The following is a 17,233-nucleotide window of genomic DNA, read 5'->3' on the forward strand; positions in this document are numbered from 1 at the left end:
CTAATTATAATTTTTAAAAATTTCCTTAATATCAATTAAATAAGTTTCATGCGACGAATTTAAAATAAGATAACCAACTAGTTTTTTCATGTTCAAATAATCTAACGATTTAGGCAAATATCTTTCAACATCATTGATTTTGAAAGATAAATTCAGAATTCATCTAAAAAATTCTAAATTTAGACAAATTTTTTCATTTTCTTTGTTTGCTGAAAAAATTTTAATTTGATTTTCGCAAGATAATTTATATTCATTTTGATATTGTGAATAGATAGAATCAAAATGCAAGATGAAATAACTTAATTTTTTTAACTCAACATTAGCAATTTTGAAAGTTAATCATAAAATATTTTTCTGATTTTCTATAATTCTTAAACTTTTTAAATTGAAATCTAAATTATGTTTTTCTCTAAAAAATGAACTAAATTTATAATCCTTAATTTTGTCTAAATTTACTGTAAAAAAGTCTTTTAAATCATCATATAGAAAATAAGTTTTTAGAAAATCCAGTTGAAAGTTTTCAAAATTATTGCTTTGTAAACATTCATCAATTTTTATTTTGTTTTCTAAGGGTAAAAAGATATTAACTTCATTTTCTAAAAAGATTGTCTCTTGCGGAATTGTTTTTAAAATTGTCTCTTTCATATTTTTTCCTAATCTTTACTAAACTATTAAAATTAATAATTAATATAAGCATAATTATATTTCTCAAAATATTTTATTGCTCTTTTATAATTAAAAATAATATTTTAAGGAGTTTAAAGATGCAAGAAAAAAAGAAGTTATTTTTAGAGGTTTTTCTTTTTGTGCTAAAAATAACTTTCATTGGTTTTGGTGGTGGTAATGCACTTATGCCAGTTATTAAAAGAGAAGCAGTAGATCGTAAAAAGTGATTAAACATTGAAGAATTTGACAAAATGGTAATTGTTACTAATATGCTACCAGGACCTTCTGTCATTCAAGCTATAAGTTACATTTGTATCAAACATTTTGGTAAATTATGAGGTTCATTATTAACTTTAATTTCCATTTTGCCTCATGTTTTCTTGGCTTTTGGTTTATATTTGGCAGTTAATAAATTACCGTTAAATTATCTTTATGTTATAGCAGCAGGGGTTTTAACTTCCATTGCTGGAGTTTTGTTTGCTTTTGGTTGAAGTTATATGAAAAAAAGTAAAAATCAAATGAATACACCATTGTGATTATTCTTGTTTATTTTTACTTTTGCATTCTGTTTCTTTATTCCTTCACCTGGTAATATTCCAGTAATTGTGATGATTTTGCTTTTTTTAATTGTGGGACTTATTGAATTATTTTTATATTTAAAAGCTAAAAAAATAAAAAAAAGAGAAAAAGGAAAGGGGAATAAATAAATGCTTTTTGTTGTTGCAATAGTTGCTATTATTTTAATCTCACTTTCAGTTTTTGGTGGTGGACAAGTTTTTATGCCTATGTTCAAATGACTTTGGGAACTTTTGGCAAACAATTTTGGAGTTAATATTCAAGAAACGCACATAAATCAAGTTTTTACAGTTGCAAATGCTACGCCAGGAGTTGTTTCTACTAAGTTTGCATTTTTTACAGGTCTTTTAGTCGGAAATCAACAAAGTGGAGAAATTGCTTGATATGGATATTTGTTTATGTTCCTAACTTATTTTTTCTTTTGTTTACCTGCAATTTTAATTATGGCCTTAGCAATGAAATACATTACAAAATTTGAAAATAAAAGTTTTCTAAAACGTGTTTTAACATTAATGAAACCTGTGGTTGCAGGTATTATTATTTCAGTAGGACTGCAATTATTTATTGGTGTTTTATTACCTTTTGTGAAATTTAATGAAAATGGAAATTATTTTAAAATTAGCTTTAATAATTCAAAAGCACATTTTTTTAGTGGTTGAAGGGCAATAGTACTTTACATTTATGCACCTTTAAATGTCATAGTATCTTGATATCTTTATCGTAAAAAAATTTCACTATTTATTTTAATAATTGTCAATATTGTTATCTCCTTGATTTTATTTCAACCATGATTGAATTAATTTTTCTATATGAAATAAGGTTTACATAATATAAATAAGATATATATACTAGTATTTAGTTAATACTTTTATATATATTTATTTTTTTAAGTCGTGAAGTCGTGAAAATAAATTCACAAAAAAATAATCACATCATTAATGCTTCTAATTTTGCATAATCATTTAGAAAATAAAAAAATAAAAAAATGTTTTGTTTTTTAATATTCTAGTGCATAATTGTTATTGCAAAAATGTTCAAGCAAAACTATTGCTAAAAAAAATAAAAAAAATTCTTTGAAAATTTCTTTATTTTGTTATTATTAGTAAGCTAACATTTAGCAACAAATAAAATGTTCTTTGAAAACTAGACATATAAACATGACAGTCAATTTTTTCGAGAGTTTGATCCTGGCTCAGGATGAACGCTGGCTGTGTGCCTAATACATGCATGTCGAGCGAAGTTCTTCGGAACTTAGCGGCGAATGGGTGAGTAACACGTACTCAACGTACCCTTTAGATTGGGATAGCGGTTGGAAACAGCCGATAATACCAAATATGCACATTTTTCGCATGAAAGGTGTGTGAAAGGAGCAATTGTTCCGCTAAAGGAGCGGGGTGCGCAACATTAGCTAGTTGGTGAGGTAACGGCCCACCAAGGCGATGATGTTTAGCGGGGTTGAGAGACTGAACCGCCACACTGGGACTGAGATACGGCCCAGACTCCTACGGGAGGCAGCAGTAGGGAATATTCCACAATGGACGAAAGTCTGATGGAGCGACACAGCGTGCAGGATGAAGGCCCCATGGGTTGTAAACTGCTGTGGTAAGGGAAGAAAAAGCAGAAGAGTGGAACGCTTTTGCCTTGACGGTACCTTATTAGAAAGCGACGGCTAACTATGTGCCAGCAGCCGCGGTAATACATAGGTCGCAAGCGTTATCCGGAATTATTGGGCGTAAAGCGTCTGTAGGTTGTTTGTTAAGTCTGACGTCAAATTTTGGGGCTCAACCCCAAACCGCGTTGGATACTGGCATACTAGAGTTATGTAGAGGTTAGCGGAATTCCTTGTGAAGCGGTGGAATGCGTAGATATAAGGAAGAACACCAATATGGCGAAGGCAGCTAACTGGACATATACTGACACTGAGAGACGAAAGCGTGGGGAGCAAACAGGATTAGATACCCTGGTAGTCCACGCCCTAAACGATGATCATTAGCTGATGGAAAATTCATCGGCGCAGCTAACGCATTAAATGATCCGCCTGAGTAGTACGTTCGCAAGAATAAAACTTAAAGGAATTGACGGGGATCCGCACAAGCGGTGGAGCATGTGGTTTAATTTGAAGATACGCGTAGAACCTTACCCACTCTTGACATCTTCTGCAAAGCTATAGAGATATAGTGGAGGTTAACAGAATGACAGATGGTGCATGGTTGTCGTCAGCTCGTGTCGTGAGATGTACGGTTAAGTCCTGCAACGAGCGCAACCCTTGTCCTTAGTTACTAACATTAAGTTGAGCACTCTAAGGAGACTGCCCGAGTAATTGGGAGGAAGGTGGGGACGACGTCAAATCATCATGCCTCTTACGAGTGGGGCAACACACGTGCTACAATGGTCGGTACAAAGAGAAGCAAACTGGTGACAGGGAGCAAACCTCAAAAAACCGATCTCAGTTCGGATTGTAGTCTGCAACTCGACTACATGAAGTCGGAATCGCTAGTAATCGTAGATCAGCTACGCTACGGTGAATACGTTCTCGGGTCTTGTACACACCGCCCGTCAAACCATGGGAGCTGGTAATGCCCGAAGTCGGTTTATAAACAAACTGCCTAAGGCAGGACTGGTGACTGGGGTTAAGTCGTAACAAGGTATCCCTACGAGAACGTGGGGATGGATCACCTCCTTTCTACGGAGTACATTAAGAATTCAATTATTGGAATATGAATTCACTTTAACCTTAAATTTAATAATTTTCGACCTAACATCATTTTATATATATCAACAGTTCATGGCTTTTTTAGGTCATAAGCATTATGTCTAGTTTTGAGAGAACATTCTCTCAATTGTTCTTTGAAAACTGAATAGTAAATTATTTTAAAATATTTACAACGACATCTAAACAAATATAAATTTTAAATTTAGTCAATTTGTTTTGATTCATCGAGTAATCATAAAACATTATGATTCATTGAAATGTCTTAAAATACACATCATAAAATAACCAATTAGGAACATACTTTTAAATAAGGAAGAGTTTGTGGTGGATGCCTTGGGTCTGAAAGTCGATGAAGGACGTGATTACCTGCGATAAGCCTCGTGGAGCCGGATATATGCTATGAAGCGGGGATTTCCGAATGGGGAAACCTAACTAGAGTAATGTCTAGTTGCCATTTTTTGAATACATAGGAAAATGAGTGAGACACCTTGTGAACTGAAACATCTTAGTAGCAAGAGGAAAAGAAAATAAATAATGATTTCTTTAGTAGCGGCGAGCGAACGAGAATGAGCCCAAACCATTTTTATGGGGTTGTAGGACGATCTACATAGAGTTACAAAACTTAATGATAGCAGAAGCTTTTGGGAAGAAGCGACAGAGAGGGTGATATCCCCGTATGCGAAATTGTTAAGTCTCTTGGTCGTATCCTGAGTAGGGCGGGGCACGTGAAACCCTGTCTGAATCTGCCGGGACCACCCGGTAAGGCTAAATACTAATCAGACACCGATAGTGAACTAGTACCGTGAGGGAAAGGTGAAAAGAACCCCGAAAGGGGAGTGAAATAGATTCTGAAACCACTTACTTACAATTAGTCAGAGCCCGTTTATGGGTGATGGCGTACATCTTGCAGTATGGACCGGCGAGTTACTTTAACATGCGAGGTTAAGCGGAAAAAGCGGAGCCGTAGAGAAATCGAGTCTTAATAGGGCGCATTAGTATGTTGAAGTACACCCGAAACCAGGTGATCTATTCATGAGCAGGCTGAAACTTGGCTAACCCCAAGTGGAGGGCCGAACCGTAGTACGCTGAAAAGTGCCCGGATGACTTGTGAATAGCGGAGAAATTCCAATCGAACTTGGAGATAGCTGGTTCTCCTCGAAATAGCTTTAGGGCTAGCGTGTGATGTTAAGTTTTGGTGGTAGAGCACTGAATATGGAATGGCGGCGCCTAGCTGTACTGACTATAATCAAACTCCGAATACCATTATGTATTGTCATGCAGTCGGAACCGGGGTGCTAACGTCCCGGCTCGCGAGGGTAACAACCCAGATCGTCGGCTAAGGTCCCAAAATCGTGTTAAGTGAGAAAGGTTGTGAGATTTCATAAACAACTAGGAAGTTGGCTTAGAAGCAGCCACCTTTTAAAGAGTGCGTAATAGCTCACTAGTCAAGAGGTCTTGCGCCAATAATTTAACGGGACTAAAACACGATACCGAAGCCACGGGTACATTTGTACGTTAGAGGAGCGTTCTTAGGGCAATGAAGTCAGACCGTGAGGACTGGTGGAGCGCTAAGAAGTGAGAATGCCGGTATGAGTAACGATTCGTAGTGAGAATCTACGACGCCTATTGGGGAAGGTTTCCTGGGCAAGGTTCGTCCACCCAGGGTTAGTCAGGACCTAAGGCGAGGCCGACAGGCGTAGTCGATGGACAACAGGTTAATATTCCTGTACTTTCTTTAAATGTGATGGAGTGACGGAGAAGGATAGCCTTACCACTTATTGGATTGTGGGGTAAGTTTTAACTGGGAGTTGTTGGCAAATCCGCAACTCATAACCGGGAGAAATGACACATAGCACGTCAAGTGCGAATTAGGTGATTTCATACTTCCTAGAAAAGCTTCTAAACTTAAATTTAAGGAAACCTGTACCGAGAACGGACACACGTCCCCAAGATGAGTATTCTAAGGCGAGCGAGAAAACTAGTGTTAAGGAACTCTGCAAAATGACCCCGTAAGTTCGCGAGAAGGGGCGCCTATGGTAACACATAGGCCACAGTAAATTATGAGGGGCAACTGTTTATCAAAAACACAGCTCTCTGCTAAACCGCAAGGTGATGTATAGGGGGTGAAGCCTGCCCAGTGCCCGAAGGTTAAGTGGATGCGTTAGCTTTATGCGAAGCGTTGAAATGAAGCCCGGGTGAACGGCGGCCGTAACTATAACGGTCCTAAGGTAGCGAAATTCCTTGTCGGCTAAATACTGACCTGCACGAAAGGCGCAATGATCTCTCAACTGTCTCAACACTAGACTCGGTGAAATTATGGTCCCAGTGAAAACGCTGGGTACCCGCATCAAGACGAAAAGACCCCATGGAGCTTTACTATAACTTCGTATTGAAATTTGGTCTAACATGTGTAGGATAGGTGGGAGATGCTGATCTTAGGACGCCAGTTCTAAGGGAGTCAACCTTGAAATACCACCCTTGTTATATTGAGTTTCTAACTTGCCATCATAATCAGGTGGGAGGACAGTGCGTGGTGGGTAGTTTGACTGGGGCGGTCGCCTCCTAAAGAGTAACGGAGGCGTTCAAAGGTACACTCAATACGGTCAGAAACCGTATGCAGAGCGCAAAGGTAGAAGTGTGCTTGACTGTGAGACTTACAAGTCGAGCAGGTGCGAAAGCAGGACTTAGTGATCCGGCTGTACATTGTGGAATGGCAGTCGCTCAACGGATAAAAGTTACCCTGGGGATAACAGGCTTATCTTGCCCAAGAGATCACATCGACGGCAAGGTTTGGCACCTCGATGTCGGCTCATCGCATCCTGGAGCTGGAGTCGGTTCCAAGGGTTGGGCTGTTCGCCCATTAAAGCGGTACGCGAGCTGGGTTCAAAACGTCGTGAGACAGTTTGGTCCCTATCTGATGTGGGCGTTGGAATATTGATGAGAGCCGCTCTTAGTACGAGAGGACCGGAGTGGACGTACCACTGGTGTTCCAGTTGTTCCGCCAGGAGCATAGCTGGGTAGCTAAGTACGGAAAGGATAACCGCTGAAAGCATCTAAGTGGGAAGCCTCCTCAAAGATAAGTATTCCCTTGAGATTCCTTATAGACTATGAGGTTGATAGGATGGGGGTGTAAGCGTAGTAATACGTTGAGCTGACCATTACTAATAAATCGATCGGTTTAAAAGTTGTTATGTGTATTAAGACATTTCAATGAACCATAAAATTACTATTCAGTTTTCAAAGAATATGCACCTGAAGGTGTTTTTTTATTACTTTTTTAGGATTTTTCACAAACTTTTAGGCCATTTGTTCTTATTTTGTTCACTTTCTTCTTTTTATCTAGAAATTTTAATATTATAAAGTGGAGGAAGAAAAAATGTTAATTAGGGACGGAGCAATTTGATTTTTTAATAATAATTCAAGTCTAAAAGCTTATAGTTATGGTTCTAATGTTAAATTGAATAAACTTTTATATTTAACACATTTAATGTTTTATGCAATTTACAATGAAAAATTATTTGTCAATGCTGATTTTATTAAATTTAAATTTGGACCTATTAATCAGTATGTAAGAATTAATTTTAATAATTTAAAACAAATTGCATTCATTCAACGCAAACCAATAATTTTATTGACTTGAGAACAAAAAATAATTTTTTATATCATTAATTATGTTTATGGTGCCTTAAACTATAAAGAATTGAGCAAAATAACACACTTACATAATTTATACAGAATAACTAAATTTAATGAAACTTTAAATATAAAAAATATAAGCAATCATTTAATTTTGCATTTTAATCAACTATTCAAATTGTATAAAAACATGGATTTTTTACATGAAAAGTATATTAGATTTGATAACGTAATTCTGTATTATAATGATCAAAATTTATCTAAACAAGAAATAACATATATTAAATTAAAATACCAATTAGACCATAAATATGATGAATTTGAAAAATTAAAAATATTGAAAGTTCACAAAGTTAATAATGAAATTGTTTGAACATAATGTTAAAAGATATTTTTATTTCTAAAATAAATTATCCTAATGATAGAAATTTCAATTTTTATCAATTAAACAAAAAAATGATCAAACCACATCAGCATTTTGTATCATTAAGTTATGGTAAAAAAATTTTTTTCCATAGTATTGAATCTGTTAAACCGCTAGCAAATTTACATTATATTTTTGAAAATAGTAAAAAATTGAAAATAAAGAAAAATATTTATTTATTCAATTATAAACAAGTCAAATTATGCTCATTAACATATTTATCTTATATAGATTTTTCAAAAAGATATTCTTTCTCCGTTTTCAAAAATATTGATTTTACTTTACTTAAAAATAGATATCTTCCCATAGAAAAAAAAAGATATTTTAAAAAAATATAATAAATACTTATCTTCTCATAATAATAATTTAAAAGATTTCTTAATTATCTAATTCATTATTTTTTCTCTAAAAAATATACAAAACACAAAAAATGTGTTTTGTTTTTTTACCAAAAAGCCTATAAAAATGATGTTTTGGAAAAAAAGATATCTTTCAAATACTTCAAGCAAAATTTAGTTCTTTTATATATAATAATAGTACTTATATATAGGCAAAGTAAACAAAAGGAATTTATGAAGAAATTTAAAATATTTAAATACGGATTTTCAAATAATTTTTATAAATTTAGAGAAAAATGAAGTGATTTTTGATCAAACAAAGATATAACAAAAAAAATTCTTTTTACCGCTTTTATTTTGCTTATTTATGTATTAGCGACTACCATTACATCACCTTTTGTAAAACTTGTTGTTCAAGATAATAATGAGTCTTTAGTTGATAAAGATGCTTTTCTAAATACTCTCAATCTCGTTGGTGGAGGAGGACTGAGAAACTTTTCATTAGTAGCTTTAGGAATTAGTCCTTTTATTAATGCATCCTTAATCATGTCTCTTTTACAAACGAGACTTTTCCCTCCAATTCAAAAATTAAGTCAAAGTGGCCCGCATGGTCGTAGAAAATTAAATATTATTACAAGAGTTTTAACTTTGGTTATTGCCTATCCGCAAGCAATTTTATTAACTCAATCTCTTCACGCAGGAGAAAATCCATTTATTAGTTTTACTCCTATAGCGGGGACAAATACAGAAGCTTTAACAGTTTACTTTATTCTTCCATTAATTTTAATAGGGGGTTCACTATTTTCTTTATTTTTAGCAGAGCAAATAACTAATAAAGGAATAGGAAATGGAACTTCATTAATTATTTTTGTTGGAATTGCCTTTCAAATTCCAGCTCAATTTAAAGGAGCGTTTCGCTATTTTATTCAAGATGGACAAGGAAGCGCTATTTTTGTTGGATTTTTAAAATTCTTGACTTACTTATTTACTTATTTACTTGTTATCTTTATTATTGCACTTATTTATAATACTGAGCGTCATATTCCAATTCAACAAATAGGGGCGGGAAGAAGTAAAAATATTAAGGAGATGGGAAAATTACCAGTGAAATTAAATCCTGGTGGAATTATGCCGATTATTTTTGCAACCATGCTTATTTCTTTTCCTTTGATGATAGCAAGAATTCTGCCTGCTGAAAGTACTGCTAAAATTTGGATGGAAGCAAATTTACAATTTACTGAACCACTGGGTTTAACTTTGTTAATTTTAATTACATTTTTCTTTAGTTTCATTATTGGACTTCAACAGTCAAGAATTGACAAAATTGCAGAGGATTTTGCCAAAAATTCAACCTTTATTCCTGGAATTAAACCCGGAGAACAAACTGAAGACTATTTAATTGGAATAGTGCTTAGGTTGTGTATGTTTAGTGGTTTCTATTTGGTTTCAATTGTTTCAATGCAATACTTACAAATTATTCTTCTTGACTGACCGCAAGTTATAAGCTTTGGAGGAACGGGAATGGTAATTTTAGTAACTGTTTCACTTGAAACAATTCAACAATTTAAAGCACGTCTTCAAAGTGCAAAATTATCAAAACAAAAAATTCTTTCTCGTGAAACTTATGAAACTTCTACAACAATAAAAGATAAAATTAAAGATATCAAAACAAATGGAGATGGATTATTATGATAGAGACAAAACAGTTACCAAATATTGTGTTTATGGGGCCACCAGGTGTTGGTAAAGGAACAGTTGCTGCAATTTTAGCAAAAGATGCAAATATGATACATTTATCAACCGGTAATATTTTTAGAGAAGAAATTGCTTCAAAAAGCGAATTAGGGCTTGAAATAGCTAAATTTGTTGAAAATGGATTATACGTTCCTGATGAAGTAACTAATGCAACAGTTAAAAATAAAATTGAAAGTTTACTAGCTAAAGGACAAAAAGTTATTTTAGATGGTTATCCAAGAACTTTAGACCAAGTTGAATTTTTAAAAACTATTAATAATTTTGACTATAAAGTAGTCGAATTAACCGCACCAGCAGATTTAATTATGCAAAGATTAAATGGTCGAAGATTTTGTCCAAATTGCGGTAAAAACTTTAATCTCTATTCATTACCTTCAAAAAATGGTCTCTTCTGCGATAATTGTGGAACTGAATTACAAATGCGTAAAGATGATAGTGTAGAAAATATTAAAGTGCGTCAAAAAGTTTATGTTAATCAAACTGCACCACTTCTAAGCTATTATCAAGAACATAATAATTTACACACTTTTGATGCAACTTCTTCAGCAGAAGAAATTGCTCAAATAATAATTAAAACTTTAGAAAAATAGAAAGATTGATTTAAGTAAATCAATTTTTTTATTTTCTTTATTTAACTTTTTTATAGTTTTATTCTAAAAATAATAAGTATGACTTAAAAAATCTTATTTCTTAAAAAAATACTTTTAATATAAAATATATAAACTAAATATAAATATATAAATACATAAAGCTAATTTAGAGCTTTATATATTTGTGTTTTTTGTATTTATGAAATCAAGGAGAAAGTGGCAATGATTAAGATTAAAAGCGAAAATGAAATAGCCAAAATCACTAAGAGTTGTCAAATCCTGGCAGAAGTCAAGCAAATTATTTGAGACTTTATAAGACCAGGCGTCTCATTAAAAGAAATAGATTCAATCGCTTTTAATGAAATAGTAAAAAGAGGTGCAGAACCCGCATTTAAGGGTCTCTATGGCTTTCCAGCCACAGCATGCATCTCAGTAAATGAAGAATTGATTCATGGTATCCCTGGAAATTATGTTCTTAAAGAAGGTGATTTAATCAGTGTTGACTTAGGTTGCATTTATCAAGGATACAATAGTGATAGTGCTTTCACCAAAGGTGTTGGCAAAATTGCAAAAGAAGACCAAAAATTAATTGATGTAGCAATTGCTGCTTTTAATGCTGGTGTTAAAGCAATTAAACCAGGAGCAAGAGTAGGAGATATAAGTTACGCAATTGGTCAAGTTATTAAAAAAAATAATCTTTATACCCCGATGGAATACTGTGGACATGGTATTGGCAAAGAATTGCATGAAGACCCCATGGTATACAATGATGGTGTTCCGCACACTGGACCACTTTTGAGAGATGGAATGGTTATTTGTATAGAACCAATGATATTGCAAAAAAACGCACGTGTGAAAGTGAAAAAAGATAAATGAACCGTTGTTAGCGCTAGCGGTTTAAAGTCTGCTCATTATGAACATACTGTTTTAATCAAAGATGGTCAGGGTGTAATATTGACGAAAGGAATTTAATGGCAAAAGATGCTATTAAACTTAAAGCCGTTGTAAAAGAAGCATATTCAATGGACGAGTATAAAGTTGAACTAGAAAACGGCACAGAAATTAGAGCTCATATTTCAGGAAAAATGCGTGTAAATAAAATTCGTATTTTACCTGGTGATACAGTGGATGTAGAAATTAGTCCTTATGATTTAACATTAGGACGTATTACCTACAGACATAAATAAGGAGAATTATGAAAGTTAGAGCTAGTGTTAAAAGAATGTGTAAAGATTGTCGTATTATCAAACGTAAAGGGATTATTAGAGTAATTTGCTCTTTACCAAAACACAAACAAAGACAAGGATAGAATATGGCCAGAATATTAAACGTTGAAATTCCAAACAATAAACGTATTGTTATTTCATTAACTTACATTAAAGGTATTGGTAGAACTTCAGCACAAGAAATTTGTGCAACAGCTAAAGTAGATGAAAATATTAGAGCTAAAGATCTTACTGAAGAACAATTAAGTGCAATTCGTGAAGCAGCTAAAGAATACACTACAGAAGGTGACTTAAATAGAGAAGTTACCTTAAACATTAAGCGTTTAATGGAAATTAAATGCTACCGTGGTATTAGACACCGTAAAGGATTACCTGTTAGAGGTCAAAGCACACAGAAAAATGCTAGAACACGTAAAGGTCCTAGAAAAACTGTTGCTGGTAAAAAAGGTAAATAGGAAATAGGAGAGAATAATCATGGCAAAAAAAGCTAAAAAGAAAAATATAACAACAGGTATTGCTCACATTCACTCAACTAACCAAAATACCATTATTACCTTTACAGACGAAGCTGGAAATGTTATTGCATGAAGTTCATCAGGTGCTATTGGTTACAAAGGTTCTAAGAAAAAAACTCCATATGCAGCTTCATTAGCAGCGCAAGCAGCTTCAGAAGCAGCTAAAGAACATGGCGTAAAAAGTGTTAAAGTAAGACTTAAAGGTTTAGGTGCAGGAAAAGATTCAGCACGTAAACAAATCGAAGTTTCAGGTATCACAGTAACAGAAATTAAAGATGTTACACCAGTTCCACACAACGGAACAAGGCCTCCTAAACGTGTTCTTAAACGTGAAAAACAAAGATAATTTCAAATTGATTTAAGAAGGAGAGAATATGGAAAAAATGAGTAAATTGGCTTATGAACAAATTCAAAGTTCAAACCAAAACATTAACAAAACCACTTTTAGCCTCAAACCGCTTGAAAGAGGTTTTGCTAATACATTAGGAGTTCCATTACGTAGAGTTTTATTATCAAGCATCACTGGATTAGGCTTATTTGCAGTTAAAATCGATGGTGTTGAACATGAATTCCAAACCATTCCAGGTGTGGAAGAAGATGTTGTAAGATTAATTTTAAACCTACAAAAAATTAAATTCCAATATGACCCAAACTTAGTTTCAGATGATGACATTATTAAAGTAACTTTAAAACCAGATACTACAGCAGAAATTACTTCACGTTTCTTAGAAGTAAAAAATTCTAACATTGAAATCATCAACAAAACAGAACATATTGCCACTGTAAATAAAGCAAATGCCTTACACTTAGAAATGTATCTTCGTCCAGGTAGAGGTTTTGTTTCAGCTGAAGACAATAAAAAAATTCTTAACAATAATTCATTAATGTCAAAAGTAAATAGTGACATTAAAAGAGGTATTTTTATCGCAACAGATTCAAACTTCTCACCAATTGAAAAAGTAAATTATGAAGTTTTACAATTAAACACTTCAAGTTTAAAAATTGAAGAAGAATTAAAATTCCATTTAGAAACTAACGGAACTATTGAACCTAAACTTGCAATTCAACAAGCTTGTGAAATTTTAGTAGCTCACTTTAAATTAATTGGAAATGTTGATGAGATGAAATTAGACATTTTTGCAGAAGATAAAGAAATTGAAGTAAAAGAAGAAGATAATGACATCGATATTAGTCAGTTACAATTATCAGTGCGTTCAACTAATGCTCTTAGAAGAATTGGCAAAACTAAATTATCTGAAATTGCTGATATGACACTTGAAGAACTTGAACAAGTTAAAAACTTGGGTAAAAAATCAATTGAGGAAATTATCGCTATGTTAGCCGAAAACGGCCGTCAACTTAAAAAAGGAGAAGAATAATGGCAAATCCAACCCAAATTTACAGCCGTGATACTAAATGAAGAAAAGGAGTAATGCGTACTTTAGTGAGTGAATTATTAACTCACGGACGTATTACAACCACTTTAACTCGTGCTAAAGAATTACGTCGTCATGTGGAAAAAATGATTACCAAAGCCAAAAACCCAACTTTAGCAAATCGTCGTCTTGTTGCTGCCTTTCTTCGTCCAACTTTAGTTAATGAAAAAGACACTCTTTTAAAACATTTATTTGATGAAATTGCTCCACGTTACAAAGAAAGAAACGGTGGATACACTCGTATTTACAAACTTGTTTCTCGTCGTGGTGACAATACCAGAATGGCAATTATTGAATTAGTTTAATTAACATAATTTGAAAAAAATATGAGCTGAAAAAAAATACACTAACGAGTGTATTTTTTTATGCAAAAAATATTTTTTTGACCTAAAAACAAGCATTTTTTTAATTTACTTATATAATAAGTAAATGAACATGATAACAGTTAAAGATTTAGTTTTCAAATATCCTGAAGCCAAAAAAAATGCTATTGATGGAATTAATTTGACAATTCAAAAAGGCCAATATGTTGCTATCTTAGGTCACAATGGTTCTGGAAAAAGTACATTTTCAAAACTTTTGGTTGCACTTTATAAACCACTATCTGGTTCAATAGAAATAGATGGCATCACAATGGAATATTCAACAATTAAACAGATTCGTAAAAAAATTGGAATTATTTTTCAAAATCCTGATAACCAATTTATTGGTGCAAGTGTTGAAGACGACATTGCTTTTGGCTTAGAGAATGCCCAAGTTCCACAAAAAGAGATGAAACCTATTATTGATTCTCTGGCTGAAAAAGTTGGGATGACAGAATATTTGACTAGAGAACCACAATTACTTTCCGGAGGACAAAAACAGAGAGTTGCGATTGCTTCAGTTCTTGCCTTAGATCCAGAAATTATTATTTTTGATGAAGTTACTTCAATGCTTGATCCCAAAGGGAAAAGACAAATTTTAGAAACTATTCGTGAAATTCAAACTAAACGTTCAAAAACTTTAATTTCAATTACTCATGACATGGATGAAGCTATTCAAGCTGATTTGTGTATTGTCTTTGCGCATGGACAAATTATTGCTCAAGGTTCACCGGCAGAAATTTTAAGAAACAAAGAAATTATTGAAGAAGCTAAAATTGATTCACCATTTATTTATAAACTAAGTGAAAAAATTAAAGGAATTAAACCAACTTATGATGAAAGGGAGTTATTAGACGAATTATGCAGATAATTGTAAAAGATTTAGTCCATACTTTTTTGCGTAAAACTCCTGTTGAACATCAGGCATTAAAAAAAGTTAATGTGACAATTAATCAAGGCGAATATGTAGGTATTATTGGTCAAACCGGTTCAGGAAAAACCACTTTTATAGAACACTTAAATGCCTTATTAATACCGACAGAAGGCGAAATCACTTGAGTTTATGATAAAGAATTACAAAAAACTAAAAAACAGTTAAAACAAAATAAAAACACTTCTTCTAGCATTGAGCATGTTGTTTATACATTAAAGAAAACTTGAAGAAAAAAAGTTAAAAAAGCAAAAGAATTAAGACAAAGAATTGGTGTTGTGTTTCAATTTGCTGAGTATCAGCTTTTTGAAGATACAATTGAAAAAGACATAGCCTTTGGTCCCCGTTCATTTGGCGTTTCAAAAAGTGAAGCTAAAGAAAGAGCAAAAAAATATTTAAATTTAGTTGGATTAGATGACTCTTTTTTACAAAAATCTCCTTTTGAACTTTCTGGTGGTCAAAAAAGAAGAGTTGCTTTAGCAGGAATTTTAGCAATGGAACCAGATGTCATTATTGCTGATGAACCCACAGCTGGATTAGATCCTGTGGGAGTAAAAGAAATTTTAAATATATTCAATGAATTGAATAAAGCTGGCAAAACTGTTATTATAGTAACGCATGATTTAGACAATGTTTTAGAAGTTAGTCAAAGAGTATTAATCTTTAAAAGTGGCCAAATCGTCAAAGATGGACCAACATATGAAGTGCTAAAAGACACACTATTTTTAAAAGAAAATTACATGGAACCACCAAAGTTATTAGATTTTGTTCGCAAATTAGAACTTCGTGGTTTTCAAGTACCAAAAGTTACATCAATTGATGAGCTAGCTAGTTTTTTAAACAATAGAAAAATGATAAAAGGAGGTAACTAATGGGATCTCCAATTGGTCGTTACATGGCTATTAACAGCTTTATTCACAAACTAGATTCAAGGTTGAAATTAGCTTTAAATATTGTAATAATTGTTTTGATATTCTTCTCAAATTACTTTCTAACCACATTAATTATCTTAATTCCTTTAATGATTGCTTATGTTATTGCAACAAAAAGAATTTTTAGTTTAGTAAAACTACTTAAAATGCCTATATTTGTTGGAATTATAATTTTTGCTGTAAATATTTATACGATGAAAATTGATAATTTAAACGGTTTTCAATATTCTGATTCAAGCTTTTTCACTTTAAAAGAGTCGGTACTTCAGACTGTGCAAAATCTTTGAAATTCTAATGATAATACAACCTACATTTATGTTTGACATAGATTTAATGATTCTTCTTATGGCATAACTTATCCACAATTAATTAGAACATTAGCTCTAATGTTAAGAATTTATATTATGATCATGGCAACTTCATTATTTGTGTCAACAACTAAGCCAATTTTACTTACTAAAGCAATCGAAGACTTTCTTTGACCATTAAAATTACTCTTTATTCCTACACATATTTTAGCTATGATTATTTCAATTGCCCTGCGTTTTATTCCAACATTATTAGAAGAAGCGCAAAGAATTGTTAAAGCACAAGCTAGCCGGGGAATTGATGTAAAAAATGGAAAAATAACAGAAAAAGCTAAATCAATAACTACTTTGATTATTCCTCTTTTCGTTACTTCATTTGCCAAAGCTGAAGATTTAGCTAATGCAATGGAAACAAGAGGATATGATCCGTATGCTAAGAGAACAAGATATCGTCGTTTAGTTTGAACTTGAAGAGATTTTTTAACTCTATTTATTATTCTAGGAATTATGGCATTTGTAATTGTTAGTTTACATATAAACTTTTTACCAAGTTGATACAAACTAACTTATTCTGCTTTTTAAAAAAATAAAAAAATAACTTTTTGTGTTAAAATACATGTACTTAATTTTGAAACAATTTATAAATTTAATTTAAATATAGTAGAAAAAGGAAATTATGAGAAAAATTACAAGAAGAAAAAATAAAGAACGTGCTGCTAAAAGAGTTCACAAATTACAATTAGAACAAGCTCGTGCTGAAAGAAGAGCACAAAGAGCTACAGCTGCTTAAAAAATAATAATAAAAAAAGCGTTGTTAAACGCTTT

Annotated in this window: 16 protein-coding genes and 2 rRNA genes; 17 read left to right on the top strand and 1 reads right to left on the bottom strand. The window is 32.7% G+C overall.

The features are described 5' to 3' along the window. Positions 1-645 carry a hypothetical protein gene (locus EXC37_RS00905; protein ID WP_029891939.1) on the bottom strand — a complete coding sequence of 215 codons (645 nt, stop codon included), beginning with the start codon at positions 643-645 and terminating at the stop codon, positions 1-3. Between the two features lie 119 nt (positions 646-764). On the opposite strand from EXC37_RS00905, the gene EXC37_RS00910 reads away from it, so the two are divergent. The 17 genes from EXC37_RS00910 to EXC37_RS00990 all read left to right on the top strand — a co-directional run bounded on the left by EXC37_RS00910 (position 765) and on the right by EXC37_RS00990 (position 16,990). Beyond that, entirely contained in the window at positions 765-1,373 is a 609-nt protein-coding gene (locus tag EXC37_RS00910; RefSeq protein ID WP_029891938.1) for a chromate transporter, read from the top strand. Then, positions 1,374-2,042 carry a chromate transporter gene (locus EXC37_RS00915; protein WP_029891937.1) on the top strand — a complete coding sequence of 223 codons (669 nt, stop codon included), beginning with the start codon at positions 1,374-1,376 and terminating at the stop codon, positions 2,040-2,042. A gap of 369 nt (positions 2,043-2,411) precedes the next feature. After that, positions 2,412-3,925: ribosomal RNA gene (locus tag EXC37_RS00920) — 16S ribosomal RNA — on the top strand. Between the two features lie 331 nt (positions 3,926-4,256). Beyond that, positions 4,257-7,141: ribosomal RNA gene (locus tag EXC37_RS00925) — 23S ribosomal RNA — on the top strand. Together the 16S and 23S rRNA genes form the textbook arrangement of a ribosomal RNA operon. A gap of 190 nt (positions 7,142-7,331) precedes the next feature. Continuing rightward, positions 7,332-7,970 (top strand): DUF4065 domain-containing protein, encoded by a 639-nt coding sequence (locus tag EXC37_RS00930; protein WP_006608633.1) that lies wholly within the window; start codon positions 7,332-7,334, stop codon positions 7,968-7,970. A gap of 617 nt (positions 7,971-8,587) precedes the next feature. Continuing rightward, complete coding sequence (secY, locus tag EXC37_RS00935) at positions 8,588-10,048, top strand: preprotein translocase subunit SecY (protein WP_029892104.1); 1,461 nt, start codon at positions 8,588-8,590, stop codon at positions 10,046-10,048. Then, positions 10,042-10,698 carry an adenylate kinase family protein gene (locus tag EXC37_RS00940; protein WP_029892103.1) on the top strand — a complete coding sequence of 219 codons (657 nt, stop codon included), beginning with the start codon at positions 10,042-10,044 and terminating at the stop codon, positions 10,696-10,698. The genes secY and EXC37_RS00940 overlap by 7 nt, the downstream gene beginning before the upstream one ends. 222 nt (positions 10,699-10,920) lie before the next feature. Next, positions 10,921-11,670, top strand: coding sequence for a type I methionyl aminopeptidase (gene map / locus EXC37_RS00945; protein ID WP_006608629.1), 750 nt, complete (start codon positions 10,921-10,923; stop codon positions 11,668-11,670). Then, complete coding sequence (gene infA / locus EXC37_RS00950) at positions 11,670-11,885, top strand: translation initiation factor IF-1 (RefSeq protein WP_006608628.1); 216 nt, start codon at positions 11,670-11,672, stop codon at positions 11,883-11,885. The genes map and infA overlap by 1 nt, the downstream gene beginning before the upstream one ends. 8 nt (positions 11,886-11,893) lie before the next feature. Further along, positions 11,894-12,007: a 50S ribosomal protein L36 gene (gene rpmJ / locus EXC37_RS00955; protein ID WP_006608627.1), complete on the top strand. Its 114-nt coding sequence runs from the start codon at positions 11,894-11,896 to the stop codon at positions 12,005-12,007. Positions 12,008-12,010: 3 nt separating this feature from the next. Beyond that, positions 12,011-12,379: a 30S ribosomal protein S13 gene (rpsM, locus tag EXC37_RS00960; protein WP_006608626.1), complete on the top strand. Its 369-nt coding sequence runs from the start codon at positions 12,011-12,013 to the stop codon at positions 12,377-12,379. 19 nt (positions 12,380-12,398) lie between these two features. Then, the gene (gene rpsK, locus EXC37_RS00965; RefSeq protein WP_006608625.1) at positions 12,399-12,785 is read left to right on the top strand and encodes a 30S ribosomal protein S11; all 387 of its coding nucleotides are present in this window, start codon (positions 12,399-12,401) and stop codon (positions 12,783-12,785) included. Between the two features lie 28 nt (positions 12,786-12,813). Next, positions 12,814-13,818 (top strand): DNA-directed RNA polymerase subunit alpha, encoded by a 1,005-nt coding sequence (locus tag EXC37_RS00970; protein WP_006608624.1) that lies wholly within the window; start codon positions 12,814-12,816, stop codon positions 13,816-13,818. Next, positions 13,818-14,180 carry a 50S ribosomal protein L17 gene (gene rplQ / locus EXC37_RS00975; protein WP_029892102.1) on the top strand — a complete coding sequence of 121 codons (363 nt, stop codon included), beginning with the start codon at positions 13,818-13,820 and terminating at the stop codon, positions 14,178-14,180. Before EXC37_RS00970 ends, rplQ begins: the two co-directional genes overlap by 1 nt. Before the next feature lie 130 nt (positions 14,181-14,310). Continuing rightward, positions 14,311-15,108 (top strand): energy-coupling factor transporter ATPase, encoded by a 798-nt coding sequence (locus EXC37_RS00980; RefSeq protein ID WP_006608622.1) that lies wholly within the window; start codon positions 14,311-14,313, stop codon positions 15,106-15,108. Next, positions 15,099-16,040, top strand: coding sequence for an energy-coupling factor transporter ATPase (locus tag EXC37_RS00985; RefSeq protein WP_029892101.1), 942 nt, complete (start codon positions 15,099-15,101; stop codon positions 16,038-16,040). Before EXC37_RS00980 ends, EXC37_RS00985 begins: the two co-directional genes overlap by 10 nt. Then, positions 16,040-16,990 (top strand): energy-coupling factor transporter transmembrane component T family protein, encoded by a 951-nt coding sequence (locus EXC37_RS00990; RefSeq protein WP_006608620.1) that lies wholly within the window; start codon positions 16,040-16,042, stop codon positions 16,988-16,990. The genes EXC37_RS00985 and EXC37_RS00990 overlap by 1 nt, the downstream gene beginning before the upstream one ends. The last annotated feature ends 243 nt before the right edge of the window (positions 16,991-17,233 follow it).

Origin of the sequence: Mycoplasmopsis columbina (genome assembly GCF_900660685.1) — a bacterium.
Taxonomy (GTDB): domain Bacteria; phylum Bacillota_I; class Bacilli_A; order Mycoplasmatales; family Metamycoplasmataceae; genus Mycoplasmopsis; species Mycoplasmopsis columbina.